Source organism: Pseudomonas sp. B33.4 (genome assembly GCF_034555375.1).
Lineage (GTDB): Bacteria > Pseudomonadota > Gammaproteobacteria > Pseudomonadales > Pseudomonadaceae > Aquipseudomonas.
Genome location: NZ_CP140706.1, coordinates 1,144,749 through 1,160,537, shown reverse-complemented (window position 1 = coordinate 1,160,537; position 15,789 = coordinate 1,144,749). Strand labels below are relative to the sequence as shown.

Genomic DNA, 15,789 nt, shown 5'->3' with positions numbered 1-15,789 from the left:
CAAATGTGGGAGCGAGCTTGCTCGCGAAGGCGCCGTGTCAGCCGACATCATCCTTGACTGATACACCGCTTTCGCGAGCAGGCTCGCTCCCACAGTTGTTATGCGTTGACCTTTAGTGCTTGGCAGCGGCCAGAATCAGCGCCTTCATCTCGGACACAGCAGACTTGAATCCCACGAACAACGCATGCGCCACCAGCGCGTGGCCGATGTTCAGTTCGTTGATGCCCTTGATTGCCGCCACCGCTTCAACGTTGTGGTAATGCAAACCGTGACCCGCGTTAACGATCAAGCCTTGGGCCAGACCAAACGCCACGCCATCCGCCACACGCTTCAATTCTTCAGCCACTTCAGTCGGGGTTTCGGCGTCGGCGTAACGCCCGGTGTGCAGTTCGATCGCCGGCGCACCAACGCGCTTCGACGCGGCAATCTGCCGCTCGTCAGCATCGATGAACAGCGACACTTCGCTGCCGATCTTCGACAGGCGCTCGACCGCTGCCTTGATGCGCTCTTCCTGCCCCGCTACATCCAGACCACCCTCGGTAGTCAGCTCCTGACGGGTTTCCGGGACCAGGCAAATGTGCGCCGGGCGGATGCGCTCGGCGAACGCCATCATTTCTTCGGTGACGCCCATTTCGAAGTTCATGCGGGTTTGCAGCACGTCCTTGAGCAACAGGACATCGCGCTCCTGAATGTGTCGGCGATCTTCACGCAGATGCACGGTGATGCCATCGGCGCCCGCCTCTTCCGCGTCCAGTGCAGCCTTGACCGGGTCCGGGTAGCGCGTGCCACGGGCCTGACGCAGGGTGGCGACGTGGTCGATGTTCACGCCAAGAAAAATGCGATTGCTGGTGGTCACGAGTGCGCTCCTGAATTGAGAGATTCGGCGCACAGCATACGGGGTGATCAGGGCTTGCGAAACAGTTCGCGACTGACCAGCGGACGACCGCCCAGGTGAACGGCCAGTGCCTGACGCATCAAGCGCTTGGCAGCAGACAGCGCGCCGGGGGCTGACCAGTCGGCTTCGGCCATGGCCAGTAATTCAACGCCGTTGAACAGACCGGGTTGCAGCAGGAAAACCCGTTCCAGCCCCGCGTCCACTTGCAGACGATAGAGGCCATCCGGCGCAATGGGCTCACCGTGGATATCGGTGTTCAGTGAAAAGCCGTAACCGAGGTCATCCAGCAGCCGCCACTCGAAGGAACGCAGCAACGGTTCCAGCGGCCGACCTTCGGCCAGTGCCAGCAAGGTTGCGGCGTAATGATCGAATACACCCGGATGGGGATCCTCGGCAGGCAGCAAGCGGATCAGCAATTCATTGAGATAGAGCCCACTGAACAGCGCCTCGCCATTGAGCCACGCCGAGGTGCCAGAACTCTCCATGCGCCCGACATTCTTCAGCTCGCCCTTGCCGCGAAATTCGACTTCCAGCGACACGAAGGGCCGCGCCAACGTCCCGGCCTTGCCCCGCGCACTGCGCAACACCGCCCGCAGCCGACCTTGCGGCGTGAGGAAATCCACCAGCGCGCTGGTTTCGCGGTAGGCGCGACTGTGCAGGACGTAGGCAGGTTGGGCGGGAGGTGGGTTTTGCGACATTGAGTTCTCGATGAAGAAACGCAGTTTTACACACAACCCAAAACCACTGTGGGAGCGAGCCTGCTCGCGAAAGCGGAGTGACAGTCAACATCAATGCTGAATGTTACATCCCTTCGCGAGCAGGCTCGCTCCCACAGTGGGTATCGGTGTTCTCTGGAACGGTGATTACAAGTCGCCGTAACCCAGCGAACGCAGCGCACGCTCGTCGTCGGACCAGCCGCCCTTCACCTTGACCCACAGGTTGAGCATGATCTTGGAGTCGAACAGCAGCTCCATGTCCTTGCGCGCTTCGGTGCCGATGCGCTTGATGCGCTCGCCCTTGTCGCCAATGATGATCTTCTTCTGGCCGTCGCGTTCCACGAGGATCAAGGCATGGATATGCAGGGTCTTGCCCTGCTGCTTGAACTCTTCGATTTCGACGGTGATCTGGTACGGCAGCTCGGCACCCATCTGGCGCATGATTTTCTCGCGCACCAGTTCGGCGGCGAGGAAACGGCTGCTGCGGTCGGTGATCTGGTCTTCCGGGAAGAAGTGATCGTTCTCCGGCAGATGATCGGCGATGACCTTTTCCAGCGCTTCCAGGTTGTGCCCGTGCTGCGCGGAAATCGGGATGATCTGCGCGTTAGGCAGTTGCTCCTGAAGCCAGCTCAGGTGCGGCATCAGCTCGGCTTTGTCTTCGATGCGGTCGGTCTTGTTCAGCGCGACGATCAGCGGGCCGGTCACGTACTGCACGCGCTCGAGAACCATCTGGTCTTCGTCGGTCCACTTGGTGCGGTCAACGACAAAGATCACCACATCGACGTCTTTCAACGCCGCCGAAGCGGTCTTGTTCATGTAACGGTTCAGAGCCTTTTCGCCCCCCTTGTGCATGCCGGGGGTGTCGACGTAGATCGCCTGCACGTCACCTTCGGTCTTGATCCCGAGCATGTTGTGGCGAGTGGTCTGCGGCTTGCGCGAAGTGATCGCGAGCTTCTGACCAAGGATGTGGTTCAGCAACGTCGACTTGCCGACGTTGGGACGGCCGACGATGGCAACATAGCCACAGCGAGTTGCGTTTGTATCAGTCATTGCCATTCTCCACGCCCAGGGCAATCAGAGCTGCGGCGGCCGCTACCTGTTCGGCAATACGACGGCTCACACCCTGACCTCGGCTTTTTTCATTCAGTAAGACAACTTCGCACTCGACGAAGAAGGTGCGGCAGTGCGGCTCGCCCTGGATATCCACCACTTCGTAGCGTGGCAGATCGCAACCGCGCGATTGCAGGTGTTCCTGCAGGCGGGTTTTCGGATCCTTGTTGGTGTCGACCAGCGTCAGGCCTTCGAACTCACCGGCCAGCCAGGCCAGCACGCGCTCACGCGCCATGTCCATGCCGGCATCGAGGTAGATTGCACCGATCAACGCTTCAAGGGCATCGGCCAGAATCGATTCGCGACGGAAACCGCCGCTCTTCAGCTCACCGGAACCCAGTCGCAGGTAATCGCCAAGGTCGAAACCGCGAGCCAGAACGGCCAGCGTCTCACCTTTCACCAGGCGTGCGCGCAAACGCGACAACTGGCCTTCGCGGGCCAGCGGGAAGCGATCGAACAGCGCCTCGCCGGCAACGAAGTTGAGGATCGCATCGCCAAGGAATTCCAGGCGTTCGTTGTTGCGCCCGGCAAAACTGCGGTGCGTGAGGGCCAGCAGCATCAGCTCCTGATCCTTGAAGGTGTAACCGAGCTGACGCTCGAGACGGCTTAGAGAAACGCTCACGGTTTACCCACGCTGAGTTCGTGGCTGGATTCCACTGCCATCGCCGGGATGCGGCGCAGGCCTGGGACAATTAACGCTGTGTTCAAAAATTAAATCCTGGCGATTGCGAAGCCGATTGTGCCGGCTCCAGAAATGCATTCGGCGCTGTGGTCAACAGCGCCGTGTGTGATTACTTGATCAGGCCAACCCGCGAGAAATTCGGCAGGTGACTGAGTTTCGGTTCCGGCCAGCTCATCCAGACCGCGAAGGCCTTGCCGACGATATTCTGGTCGGGAACCATGCCCAGCAGATCCTTGGGAATGTTCGGATCATCCCAATAGCGACTGTCATTCGAGTTGTCGCGGTTGTCGCCCATCATGAAGTAGTGCCCGGCGGGTACTGTCCACGAGCGATCCGGCGTGGCGCGGTAGCGGCTCATTTCCTTGCGGATCAGATGCTCGGCGGCGCCCAGTTTCTCTTTGTACAGCTCGGCGCTGCCCAGCGTGCCCGGCTCGGCGCCGACCATCTGCTCGGCAATCGACTCGCCATTGACGAACAGACGCTTGTCAGCGGTGTAACGCACCGTGTCGCCCGGCAGGCCGACTACACGCTTGATGTAGTTGACGTTCGGATCGCTCGGGTAGCGGAACACCATCACATCGCCACGCTGCGGGTCACCGACTTCGATGATTTTCTTGTCGATCACCGGCAGGCGGATCCCGTAGGAAAATTTGCTCACCAGAATGAAGTCGCCGACGTCCAGGGTCGGTTTCATCGAGCCCGACGGAATCTGGAACGGTTCCACGAGGAACGAACGCAGCACCAGCACAATGAACAGCACCGGAAAGAACGACTTGCCGTATTCAACCAGCAGCGGCTCTTTGTTCAGCTTCTCGACCACCACGACATCCGGCTGGCTGACACTGCCTTGATAAGAGGCAATGGCAGCACGCCGACGCGGTGCCAGGATCAACAGATCGAGCAACGCCAACAGGCCGCAGACAAACACGGCGATGACCAGCAACAGCGGGAAATTTAGTGACATAGGACCTAACTATCCAACCTGAGCACGGCAAGGAAGGCTTCTTGTGGAATTTCCACGTTGCCGACCTGCTTCATGCGTTTCTTACCGGCCTTTTGCTTCTCGAGCAGTTTCTTCTTACGGCTGACGTCACCGCCGTAGCATTTGGCCAATACGTTCTTTCTGAGCGCCTTGACGGTTGTCCGGGCAACGATCTGACCACCGATGGCAGCTTGAATCGCCACGTCGAACATCTGACGAGGAATCAGTTCTTTCATCTTCTCGGTCAACTGGCGACCTTTGTAGTGCGAGTTGTCACGGTGCACGATCAATGCGAGGGCATCGACCTTGTCGCCGTTGATCAGCACGTCCAGTTTCACCAGATTAGCCGATTGGTAACGGTCGAAATGGTAATCCAGCGAAGCATAGCCGCGACTGGTGGATTTGAGACGGTCGAAGAAGTCCAGGACCACTTCGTTCATCGGCAGGTCGTAAGTGACTTGCACCTGATTGCCGAGGAACAGCATGTCGACTTGAACGCCGCGCTTCTCGATGCACAGGGTGATGACGTTGCCCAGGTGTTCCTGCGGCACCAGAATATTGGCGCGCACGATCGGCTCGCGCATGTCTTCGATCGACGAGACATCCGGAAGCTTGGACGGGTTGTCGACGTAAATCGTTTCACCGGTTTTCAGTACCAGCTCGAAGATTACGGTTGGCGCGGTGGTGATCAGGTCCAGGTCGTACTCGCGCTCCAGGCGCTCCTGAATGATCTCCATGTGCAGCATGCCAAGGAAGCCGCAACGGAAGCCGAAGCCCAGTGCGTCGGAGCTTTCCGGGGTGTACTGCAGCGACGAGTCGTTGAGGGTCAGCTTCTGCAGCGCTTCGCGGAAATCTTCGAAGTCGTCGGAGCTGACCGGGAACAGACCGGCGTAAACCTGTGGCTGGATGCGTTTGAAGCCGGGCAGCACTTCAACGTCCGGGGTCGAGCTCAGGGTCAGGGTGTCACCGACCGGTGCACCGTGAATGTCCTTGATGCTGGCGATGATGAAGCCCACTTCGCCGGCCTTCAGGTCAGCGGTAGCGGTGTGCTTCGGGTTGAACACGCCTACGCTGTCGACCAGATGGATCTTGCCGGTGGACTTGACGAGGATCTTGTCGCCCTTCTTCACGCGGCCATGACGCACGCGCACCAGGGAGACAACGCCCAGGTAATTGTCGAACCAGGAGTCGATGATCAACGCTTGCAGCGGATCTTCGATGTTACCGGTCGGCGCAGGAATGGTGTGCACCAGACGCTCGAGCACTTCGTCGACACCCAGGCCGGTTTTGGCGCTGCAAGTGACGGCGTCGGTGGCGTCGATGCCGATGATCTTCTCGATCTCGTCCTTGACGCGATCAGGATCGGCCTGCGGCAGGTCGATCTTGTTCAGCACCGGCATGACCTCAAGGCCCTGCTCGATCGCGGTGTAGCAGTTGGCCACGGACTGGGCTTCAACGCCCTGACCGGCATCCACTACCAGCAAGGCACCTTCACACGCGGCCAGAGAACGGCTGACTTCATAGGTGAAGTCGACGTGGCCCGGGGTGTCAATGAAGTTCAGCTGGTACTTGATGCCGTCTTTGGCAGTGTAATAAAGGGTGACGCTGTGGGCCTTGATGGTGATCCCGCGTTCACGCTCCAGCTCCATGGAATCCAGTACCTGGGCTTCCATTTCACGCTCGGCCAGGCCGCCGCACATCTGGATGAATCGGTCAGCCAGCGTCGACTTGCCATGGTCAATGTGGGCGATGATGGAGAAATTGCGGATATGACTCAAATCACTCACGGATCAACACTCAAAAAGGCTGCAGGCATGGCCCGCCGAAAAATAGCCGGGAATTGTACCTGATACACGGCGCAAGCGTCACGTTCGCCTGTCACCCGGATTGCATGCAAAAACGCCCCGATCTGTCGACCGAGGCGTTCTCAAAGCTGAAACATTGGCAAAAAAGTGCCGATCAACCGGCTCTTCGCAGCAGCCAGACACCCGCCAGCGCACAAACTCCGGCCGGTACCAGCACCGCGAACAGCGGCGAGAAACCGAACACCAGGCTCGAAGGGCCCAGCAAATCCTGGACGATGCGGAAGGTGAAACCGACCAGCACGCCGGTGAACACCCGCTGACCGAGGGTCACCGAACGCAGCGGACCGAAGATGAAGGAGATCGCCATCAGTACCAGCGCGGCGGTCACCAGCGGCTGCAACACCTTGACCCAAAATGCCAGCCAGTAACGGCCGTTACTCAAACCTTGCTCGGACAGATAGTGGATGTAACCCCACAGGCCGCTGATCGACAGCGATTCCGGGGCCATGACCACGGTGCTCAGCAATTGCGGGCTCAGGGACACGTCCCAGCGCTCGGTCGGCATATTCACCACTTCAGTGCTGCGCTCATTGAATTTGGTCGTCGCCACATCGGTGAGCTGCCAGTGATTGCCATCGAACTCAGCCTTTTTGGCGAAGCTCGAACTGAGCAGATGGCGCTCCTTGTCGAAGTGATAACGGGTCACGCCATACAGCAAGCCGTTCGGTTGCACGGCGTTGATGTGGATGAACTCTTCACCCTGACGGTGCCACATACCGTGCTTGGCGCTTTGCGCGTCGCCGCTGCCCTGCGCCAGCGAACGGTTGGCCTGCGCCATGCTTTCGGTCGCCGGAGCAACGTATTCGCCGATCAGCACGCCAGCCAGCATCAGCACCAGCATTGGCTTCATCACCGCCCAGACGATCCGGCCGATGGACACGCCAGCGGCGCGCATGACGGTCAGCTCACTGCTGCTGGCCAGACTGCCGAGGCCGATCAGGCAACCGATCAACGCGGCCATTGGCAACATTTCGTAGAGACGGCGCGGCGCGGTCAGCAACACAAAGCTGAGAACATCGACCAGTGTGTAGGTGTCGCTGACGTCACCCATCTCATCAATGAAGGCAAACAAGGTTGCCAGACCGAGGATGATTGCCAGCACGGCGATGATCGCCATGAACACGCTGCTGCCGATGTAGCGGTCGAGTTTAACCACGGGCCACCTCCAGCGCAGCGGCGCGACGGCTGGCCATTTTCAGACGCAGCGGCTCCCAATAGAGCAGGCCGAGACCGATGAACAGGAAGATCGCGTGCACCCACCACAGGCCAAGGGCCGGTGGGATCTTGCCTTTTTCAAGGGCGCCGCGCGCGGCAATCAGGATGGTCAGATAAGCCATATAAAGAAGAATCGCCGGCAGCAGCTTGAGGAAACGCCCTTGGCGCGGATTGACTCGCGACAGCGGCACCGCCATCAGGGTCACGATAAACACCAGCAGCGGCAGGGACAAACGCCATTGCAGTTCGGTTTTGGAGCGGATGTCATCGCTGCCCAGCAGAGACGAGGTCGGCATGGCGTCACGGTCGGTGACTTCTTCGCTGACGTCTGGCTTGGGCAACAACACACCGTAGGTTTCGTAGTGAATAGCGCGGTAATCGGCCTGACCCGGACTGCCGTCGTAGCGATAGCCGTTGTCGAGAATCAGATAGCGATTACCGTCGGGGCGCACTTCCTGGCGACCGCTTTCGGCCACCAGCACGGAAATCCCGCGATCCTTTTGATCGGCTCCGAGGTTCTTCTGCGAAATGAATACGCTACCCAGATTGACGCGATCGTCGCTCAGGGTTTCGGTGTAGGTCACCCGAGTGCCGTCACGCAGGGCCTGGAAGCGTCCCGGCTCGAGGGTATCGAATTCGGTCAGCGCGTCCTGTTTGTTCAGGAGTAACTGGAACTGGTTGGCGCCTTGCGGGGCCAGGCCCAGGCTCAGCCATGCCACGACCAATGCAACCAGCGTCGCCGGGAACAGGGTCATGCGAAACAGCTTCTGCTGGCTCATGCCGGTGGCCGAGAGCACGGTCATCTCGCTTTCCAGATACAGGCGACCGTAGGCCAGCAGGATCCCGAGGAACAGGCCCAGCGGCAGAATCAGCTGCAGGAAACCCGGCAGACGAAAGCCCATGATCAGGAACAGCGAGCCCGGATCGAGCTGACCGGCAGCGGCCTGCGCCAGATATTTGATGAAGCGACCGCTCATGATGATGACCAGCAGCACAGCACTCACGGCGCTGAGGGTCAGCAGGACTTCGCGGGACAGATAACGGAAGACGATCAAACCAGACACTCCAGGGTTGTCAGGCTAAGGCGGCCAAACAAGCAAACACATCGACCGGCCCGCAACGCAGAGCCGTCGAAAAAAGATGCGGCATTATCCTGTGATTGGAGGCGCCTGTCACTGCGCACACTCATCCATGTCTGTAATCCGTTGCAGATCGTACAACCTAGGGGGCGTTCTCAATTAGTTTTCACACCGCGCCGGGTCTGCTGTTGTGCAGGGCAAGGCGCGAGAAGCGTGGTTTGGTCATTCCAAATAAGCTTCGAGCAACGCAGCCCTGCACAACAGCAGGCCCGGCCCTTCGGGTTGTGCCTTAAAGCCGGCCAGTCTGCGTTGCAGGCCTTGGAAAGGGAACAACCATTCCCAGCGGCCTGCGCCTTGCCTGGCTGGCTTTAAGGCGACAACGCGGTGTGAAAACCAATTGAGAAAGCCCCCTAGGGTTGTCAGGCGCAGTGAGCGAGGTTCAAACTGCGGCCCTTGTCGCAGGCTTTGGCCTGCGCCTCTTCTCTCTATAAGCAGGCGTCTGCGGCCTCCGTCGAACGCCTGCATGTTGACCATTCATTCAGGGATCCGGACATGGAACTGGTTGTAAAAAGCGTTAGCCCAGAAACGTTGAAAACCGCCACCCTGGTGGTTGCTGTCGGCGAAGGCCGCAAACTCGGTGTCGCCGCCAAACAGGTCGACGAACTGAGCGGTGGCGCGATCAGCGCCGTACTCAAGCGTGGCGATCTGGCTGGTAAAGTCGGTCAAAGCCTGTTGCTGCACAGCCTGCCGAACCTCAAAGCCGAGCGCGTGCTGCTGGTCGGCGTGGGCAAGGATGAAGAACTGGGCGACCGTCCTTTCCGTAAAATCATTGCCGGCATCCTCAACACCCTGAAGGGTCTGGGCGGCAACGAGGCCGTGCTGGCGCTGGATGAAGTTATTGTTAAAAACCGCGACAGCTACGGCAAAACCCGTCTGCTGGCAGAAACCCTGGTGGATGGCGAATACACCTTCGACCAGTTCAAGAGCCAGAAAGCCGAACCGCGCGCCCTGAAGAAAATCACCCTGCTGACCATCAAGGCTGCTCAGGCCGAAGTGCAGCGCGCCGTGAATCACGCCACCGCGATTGCCAACGGCATGGCCTTCACCCGCGACCTGGGTAACCTGCCGCCGAACATCTGCCACCCGACCTTCCTTGGCGAACAAGCGAAGAACCTCGGTAAAGAGTTCAAGGACCTGAAAGTCGAAGTCCTCGACGAGAAGAAAATCAAGTCGCTGGGCATGGGCTCGTTCTATGCCGTCGGCCAAGGCAGCGAGCAACCGCCACGTTTGATCGTCATGCAATACAACGGCGGCAAGAAATCCGAGAAGCCGTACGCACTGGTCGGTAAAGGCATCACCTTCGATACCGGCGGCATCAGCCTGAAGCCAGGCGCCGGCATGGACGAAATGAAGTACGACATGGGCGGCGCTGCCTCCGTGTTCGGTACCCTGCGCGCCGTGCTTGAGCTGAAATTGCCGATCAATCTGGTGTGCATCCTCGCCTGCGCGGAAAACATGCCGAGCGGCAACGCGACCCGTCCGGGCGACATCGTCACCACCATGAGCGGCCAGACCGTGGAAATCCTCAACACCGACGCCGAAGGCCGTCTGGTGTTGTGCGACGCGCTGACCTACTCCGAGCGCTTCAAGCCGCAAGCGGTGATCGACATCGCCACCCTGACCGGCGCTTGCGTCGTTGCTCTGGGCGCGCACACCTCGGGCCTGCTGGGCAACAACGACGAACTGATCGACCAACTCCTCAGCGCCGGTAAAGCCGCTGACGACCGCGCCTGGCAACTGCCGCTGTTCGACGAATACCAGGAGCAACTGGACAGCCCGTTCGCCGACATCGCCAACATTGGCGGGCCGAAAGCCGGCACCATCACCGCTGCGTGCTTCCTGTCGCGCTTCACCAAGAACCTCAATTGGGCGCACCTGGACATCGCGGGCACCGCATGGACCAGCGGCGGCAAGGACAAGGGCGCAACCGGCCGTCCGGTTCCGTTGCTGACCCAATACCTGCTGGATCGCGCCAAAGCCTGAACCCGCTGACGGGCGGCGTCACTTTCGAGTGGCGCCGCTTGCCGCTCTGGAACCGCAATGACCAAAGTCGACTTCTATATCCTGCCCAGCGCCGATCCTTCGGCTCGCCTGGATTTTGCCTGCAAGCTCACCGAGAAAGCCTGGCGCATGGGCCACCGCATCTACCTGCATTGCAGCGATGCCGCTCAGCGTGACGACCTCGACGCACGCCTGTGGGCGTTCAAGGGCGAAACGTTTGTGCCGCATGGCCCGGCTGACAGCGAACCGGATGGCTTGATTGTGTTGGGATTGGGTGATGACTGCGGTCAACATCAGGATTTACTGGTCAATCTCGACCTGAAAGTCCCGGCCTTTGCCAGCAAATTCGCCCGCGTGGCGGAAGTGGTGGTGGAAGATCCGACGATTCGAGCGGCCGCGCGGGAGAGTTTCCGTTTCTACCGCGAACAGGGCTATCCTCTGCAAGATCACCGTTTACAGCGACTCTGAGCATTCCAATGGACACTCCGAAACCGCAACAAAAGTCCGCACACCTGTTGGATGATCTTGAATCGATCCGCCAGTTGCTCGGCGACGATAACCTGCAACCGCCATTGCTGACCGATACGGTCGATGACGGTGAACAGGAACAGATTCCGATGCTGTTCGATTCAGTCGGCAACGAGCCGGCAGCCGTCGAACCGCCTCCCGCGCCAGCCCCGACACCTGCCGCGCAACCGGCGGCGGTGGATAAAGGCCCGGACGCCCTGCTCCACCTCGACAGCGAACTGCGCGCCGCCGCGCAATTGATCCTGCAAGACGTGATCGACGACTTTGCCCCGCACATCGAAACTGAAATCAAACGCCGGCTCGATGCGCGGATGGAACGGCTCCTAAGCCAATACGAGTAAACGCTCCTGTAAGAGTTGCCGAAGGCTGCGATCTTTTGACCTTTGTTTTTTAAAGACAAGATCAAAAGATCGCAGCCTTCGGCAGCTCCTACATTTAGATCTCCATCCGGCCCGCCCCGCTCGCCCTCGGCCCCATGCCCCGCTATACTCGTCGGCTTTTCCTGAATTAATGCCAATAGGGTCCCGCCGCGCATGGATAAGACCTACCAGCCGCACGCCATTGAAACTTCCTGGTACAACACCTGGGAGTCCGAGAACTACTTCGCCCCGCAAGGCGCGGGCGACTCCTACACCATCATGATCCCGCCGCCGAACGTCACCGGCAGCCTGCACATGGGTCACGGCTTCAACAACGCGATCATGGACGCCTTGATCCGTTTCCGCCGCATGCAGGGTCGCAACACCCTGTGGCAGCCGGGCACCGACCACGCCGGTATCGCCACGCAGATGCTGGTGGAGCGTCAACTTGAGGCCCAGGGCCAGAATCGCCATGATCTGGGCCGCGAAAAATTCCTCGAGAAAGTCTGGGAGTGGAAGGATCAGTCCGGCGGCAACATCAGCCGTCAGATCCGTCGCCTCGGCTCGTCCGTCGACTGGAGCCGCGAGCGCTTCACCATGGACGACGGCCTCTCGGAAGCGGTTAAAGAAGCGTTCGTGCGCCTGCACGAAGACGGTCTGATCTACCGCGGCAAGCGTCTGGTCAACTGGGACACCAAGCTGCACACGGCGATTTCCGACCTCGAAGTGGAAAACCACGACGAGAAGGGTTTCCTGTGGAACCTGAAGTACCCGCTGGCCGACGGCGCGAAAACCGCTGATGGCAACGATTTCCTGATCGTCGCGACCACCCGTCCGGAAACCATGCTCGGCGACTCCGCCGTTGCGGTGAACCCGAACGACGAGCGCTACCAGGCCCTGATCGGCAAGTTTGTCGAGCTGCCACTGGTTGGCCGCCGCATCCCGATCATCGCCGACGATTACTGCGATCCTGAATTCGGCACCGGTTGCGTGAAAATCACCCCGGCCCACGATTTCAACGACTACGAAGTCGGCAAGCGCCACAACCTGCCGCTGCTGAACATCTTCGACAAGAACGCCAACGTGCTGCCGGCAGCCCAGGTGTTCAACCTCGACGGTACGCTGAACGACAGCATCGATGGCGCGATTCCGGCTGAGTACGCCGGCCTTGAGCGTTTCGAAGCGCGCAAGCAAATCGTGGCTGCATTCGATGCCGCCGGCCTGTTGGTCAGCGTCAACGACCACGGCCTGAAAGTGCCGAAAGGCGATCGCTCCGGCACCATCATCGAGCCGTGGCTGACCGACCAGTGGTACGTGTCGACCAAACCTTTGGCCGAGCCTGCGATTGCCGCCGTTGAAGACGGCCGCATCCAGTTCGTGCCGAAGCAATACGAAAACATGTACTTCTCGTGGATGCGCGACATCCAGGACTGGTGCATCAGCCGTCAGCTGTGGTGGGGCCACCGGATTCCGGCCTGGTACGACGAGTCGGGCAAGGTCTACGTCGGTCGCGACGAGGCCGAAGTGCGTGCCAAGCACAACCTCGGCCCGGACGTTGCGCTGCAACAGGACAACGACGTACTCGACACCTGGTTCAGTTCGGGCCTGTGGACGTTCTCCACCCTGGGCTGGCCGGAAAAAACCGAGTTCCTGAAGAAATTCCACTCCACCGACGTGCTGGTGACGGGCTTCGACATCATTTTCTTCTGGGTTGCCCGGATGATCATGCTGACCATGCACCTGATCAAGAACGAGGATGGCACCCCGCAGGTGCCGTTCAAGACCGTTTATGTGCACGGTCTGGTACGCGATGGCCAGGGCCAGAAGATGTCCAAGTCCAAGGGCAACGTACTTGACCCGCTGGACATCATCGACGGTATCGAGCTGGAAGACCTGGTGCAGAAACGCACCTCCGGCATGATGCAGCCGAAACTGGCGAAGAAGATCGAGAAGCAGACCCGCGACGAGTTCGCCGACGGCATCGCCAGCTACGGCACCGACGCCTTGCGCTTCACCTTCTGCTCGCTGGCCTCCACCGGTCGCGACATCAAGTTCGACATGGGCCGCGTTGAAGGCTATCGCAACTTCTGCAACAAGATCTGGAACGCCGCGCGTTATGTTCTGGACAAGGGCGAAGACTGCGGCCAGAACGGCGAAGCCTACGAGCTGTCGCTGGCGGATCGCTGGATCATCTCGCAACTGCAACGCACTGAAGCCGAAGTGACCCGTCAACTCGACCAGTTCCGTTTCGACCTCGCCGCGCAAGCGCTGTACGAGTTCATCTGGAACCAGTACTGCGACTGGTACCTGGAACTGTCCAAGCCTGTGCTGTGGGACGAGAACGCGCCGGTTGAGCGTCAGCGCGGCACTCGCCGTACGCTGGTTCGCGTACTGGAAGTGGCACTACGCCTGGCGCATCCGTTCATGCCGTTCATCACTGAAGAAATCTGGCAGCGCATCGCGCCGCTGGCTGGTATTCAGGGCAAGACAATCATGCTGCAAGCGTGGCCTGTGGCCAACGAAGAGCGCATCGATCCGGCTGCCGAAGACGACATCGAATGGCTCAAGGAACTGATGCTCGGCACGCGTAACATCCGTGGCGAAATGAACATTGGCCCGGGCAAGCCACTGCCGATCTACCTGAAGAACGTCAGCGCTGAAGACCAGCGCCGTCTGACCGAGAACGAAGCGCTGCTGAAGAAGCTGGCGCGTCTGGAATCGATCACCGTTCTGGCGGCTGGCGAAGAAGCACCGTTGTCCGCTACCGCTCTGGTTGGCGAGATGGAAGTGCTGGTGCCGATGGCCGGCCTGATCGACAAGGGCGCTGAGCTCGCGCGTCTGGACAAGGAAATCCTGCGTCTGCAGGGCGAAGTCCAGCGCGTTGGCGGCAAACTGTCCAACGCCGGTTTCGTCGACAAGGCCCCGGCCGAAGTCATCGAAAAGGAACGCGCCAAACTGGCCGAGGCTGAACAAGCCCTGGGCAAACTGGCCGAGCAGCACGCGCGGATTGCCAGCCTGTAACGGCAAATCGCAATGAAAAAGGGAGGCCCGAGTGGTCTCCCTTTTTTATTTTCAATTCCCCAAAATCCCCTGTGGGAGCGAGCCTGCTCGCGAAAGCGGTGTGTCAGTCAACAAATCTGCCGGATGTAAAACCGCCTTCGCGAGCAGGCTCGCTCCCACAGTTTGAACGGTGTTGCCTTTAGATGTGGGACAATACCCGCCACTTTCAGCCATACCCGAATCGACCACGCCCATGAACGCCCCCCGCACACCCAAACCTGCGCGCAAGAAGCCTGACTCCGCGACCCCGGCCAAGACTGTCGAGCCGCGTGAAAAGGCCAGCCTGCACCCGCGCAATCGCCATCAGGGTCGTTACGACTTCCCGGCGCTGATCAAGACCACGCCGGAACTGGCGAAGTTTGTGATCACCAACCCGTACGGCAAGGAAAGCATCGACTTCGCCAGCCCCGATGCGGTGCGCGTGTTCAACCGGGCGCTGCTCAAATCGTTTTATGGGATCCAGCATTGGGACATCCCGGCGGATTACCTCTGCCCACCGGTGCCGGGCCGTGCCGATTACGTGCATTTCCTTGCCGATTTGCTGGCGAGCATGAATGACGGCAAGGTCCCGCGCGGCGCGATCGTCAACGTGCTGGACATCGGCATGGGCGCCAACTGCGTTTATCCGCTGATCGGTAATAGTGAATACCGCTGGCACTTCCTCGGCTCGGAGATCGATCCGACCGCAGTGGCTGCCGCGCGAGCAATCGTTCAGTCCAACGATCTGAACAAGGTTATCCAGCTGCGCCAGCAGGAAAACCGCAAGCACATCCTGATCGGCTTGCTGGAGCCGGGTGAGCGCTTTGACCTGACCATGTGCAACCCGCCGTTCCACGCTTCGATGGACGAAGCGACCAAGGGCAGCGAGCGCAAATGGCGCGCACTGGGCAAGGCCGACCCGAAACGCAAACTGCCGGTGTTGAACTTCGGCGGGCAATCGGCTGAGCTGTGGTGCGAGGGCGGTGAAGCGCGCTTCGTGACGCAACTGATCGCCGAGAGCGCGAACTTCCAGCACAAAGTGCTGTGGTTCAGCACCTTGGTGTCGAAAGCGTCGAACCTGCCGGCCATCGAAACCGCGCTGAAAAAGGCCGGCGTGCTGGAAAGCCAGGTCGTCGAGATGTCTCAGGGCCAGAAGCAAAGCCGTTTCGTCGCCTGGACGTTCCAGACCAAATCCGAGCAGCAAATCTGGCGCCGCGAGCGCTGGGTCCGCTGATTATGTAGGAGCTGCGGCACGCTG

Annotated in this window: 13 protein-coding genes; 5 read left to right on the top strand and 8 right to left on the bottom strand. The window is 60.0% G+C overall.

Annotated elements, in window-relative coordinates:
- Nucleotides 1-112 precede the first annotated feature (112 nt).
- The 8 genes from pdxJ to lptF form a co-directional block, all read right to left on the bottom strand.
- A complete protein-coding gene (gene pdxJ / locus U6037_RS05005) occupies nucleotides 113-856 on the bottom strand; it encodes a pyridoxine 5'-phosphate synthase (protein WP_322846004.1) in 744 nt (247 codons plus the stop codon).
- A gap of 47 nt (nucleotides 857-903) precedes the next feature.
- On the bottom strand, nucleotides 904-1,593 hold the full coding sequence (recO, locus tag U6037_RS05000; protein ID WP_322846003.1) for a DNA repair protein RecO: 690 nt from the start codon (nucleotides 1,591-1,593) through the stop codon (nucleotides 904-906).
- Between the two features lie 165 nt (nucleotides 1,594-1,758).
- On the bottom strand, nucleotides 1,759-2,661 hold the full coding sequence (era, locus tag U6037_RS04995; protein WP_016771562.1) for a GTPase Era: 903 nt from the start codon (nucleotides 2,659-2,661) through the stop codon (nucleotides 1,759-1,761).
- The gene (rnc, locus tag U6037_RS04990) at nucleotides 2,654-3,343 is read right to left on the bottom strand and encodes a ribonuclease III (protein ID WP_016986099.1); all 690 of its coding nucleotides are present in this window, start codon (nucleotides 3,341-3,343) and stop codon (nucleotides 2,654-2,656) included. Before rnc ends, era begins: the two co-directional genes overlap by 8 nt.
- A 169-nt stretch (nucleotides 3,344-3,512) precedes the next feature.
- Nucleotides 3,513-4,367, bottom strand: coding sequence for a signal peptidase I (gene lepB / locus U6037_RS04985; protein ID WP_016986098.1), 855 nt, complete (start codon nucleotides 4,365-4,367; stop codon nucleotides 3,513-3,515).
- Between the two features lie 5 nt (nucleotides 4,368-4,372).
- A complete protein-coding gene (gene lepA, locus U6037_RS04980; protein WP_322846002.1) occupies nucleotides 4,373-6,172 on the bottom strand; it encodes a translation elongation factor 4 in 1,800 nt (599 codons plus the stop codon).
- A 172-nt stretch (nucleotides 6,173-6,344) separates the two neighbouring features.
- On the bottom strand, nucleotides 6,345-7,406 hold the full coding sequence (gene lptG / locus U6037_RS04975; RefSeq protein ID WP_122843205.1) for an LPS export ABC transporter permease LptG: 1,062 nt from the start codon (nucleotides 7,404-7,406) through the stop codon (nucleotides 6,345-6,347).
- The gene (gene lptF / locus U6037_RS04970) at nucleotides 7,399-8,520 is read right to left on the bottom strand and encodes an LPS export ABC transporter permease LptF (RefSeq protein WP_095050952.1); all 1,122 of its coding nucleotides are present in this window, start codon (nucleotides 8,518-8,520) and stop codon (nucleotides 7,399-7,401) included. The genes lptG and lptF overlap by 8 nt, the downstream gene beginning before the upstream one ends.
- A gap of 576 nt (nucleotides 8,521-9,096) precedes the next feature.
- Between lptF and U6037_RS04965 the strand changes: the two genes are divergently transcribed.
- From U6037_RS04965 to rlmF, 5 genes are all read left to right on the top strand, one after another.
- Nucleotides 9,097-10,587 (top strand): leucyl aminopeptidase, encoded by a 1,491-nt coding sequence (locus tag U6037_RS04965; RefSeq protein ID WP_322846001.1) that lies wholly within the window; start codon nucleotides 9,097-9,099, stop codon nucleotides 10,585-10,587.
- Between the two features lie 57 nt (nucleotides 10,588-10,644).
- On the top strand, nucleotides 10,645-11,073 hold the full coding sequence (locus U6037_RS04960; RefSeq protein WP_007909049.1) for a DNA polymerase III subunit chi: 429 nt from the start codon (nucleotides 10,645-10,647) through the stop codon (nucleotides 11,071-11,073).
- 8 nt (nucleotides 11,074-11,081) lie between these two features.
- On the top strand, nucleotides 11,082-11,474 hold the full coding sequence (locus tag U6037_RS04955; RefSeq protein WP_322846000.1) for a DNA polymerase III subunit chi: 393 nt from the start codon (nucleotides 11,082-11,084) through the stop codon (nucleotides 11,472-11,474).
- A 192-nt stretch (nucleotides 11,475-11,666) separates the two neighbouring features.
- Nucleotides 11,667-14,513, top strand: a complete 2,847-nt coding sequence (locus tag U6037_RS04950; protein WP_322845999.1) for a valine--tRNA ligase — start codon at nucleotides 11,667-11,669, stop codon at nucleotides 14,511-14,513.
- Between the two features lie 232 nt (nucleotides 14,514-14,745).
- Nucleotides 14,746-15,765: a 23S rRNA (adenine(1618)-N(6))-methyltransferase RlmF gene (rlmF, locus tag U6037_RS04945; RefSeq protein ID WP_095119373.1), complete on the top strand. Its 1,020-nt coding sequence runs from the start codon at nucleotides 14,746-14,748 to the stop codon at nucleotides 15,763-15,765.
- Nucleotides 15,766-15,789: the final 24 nt, after the last annotated feature.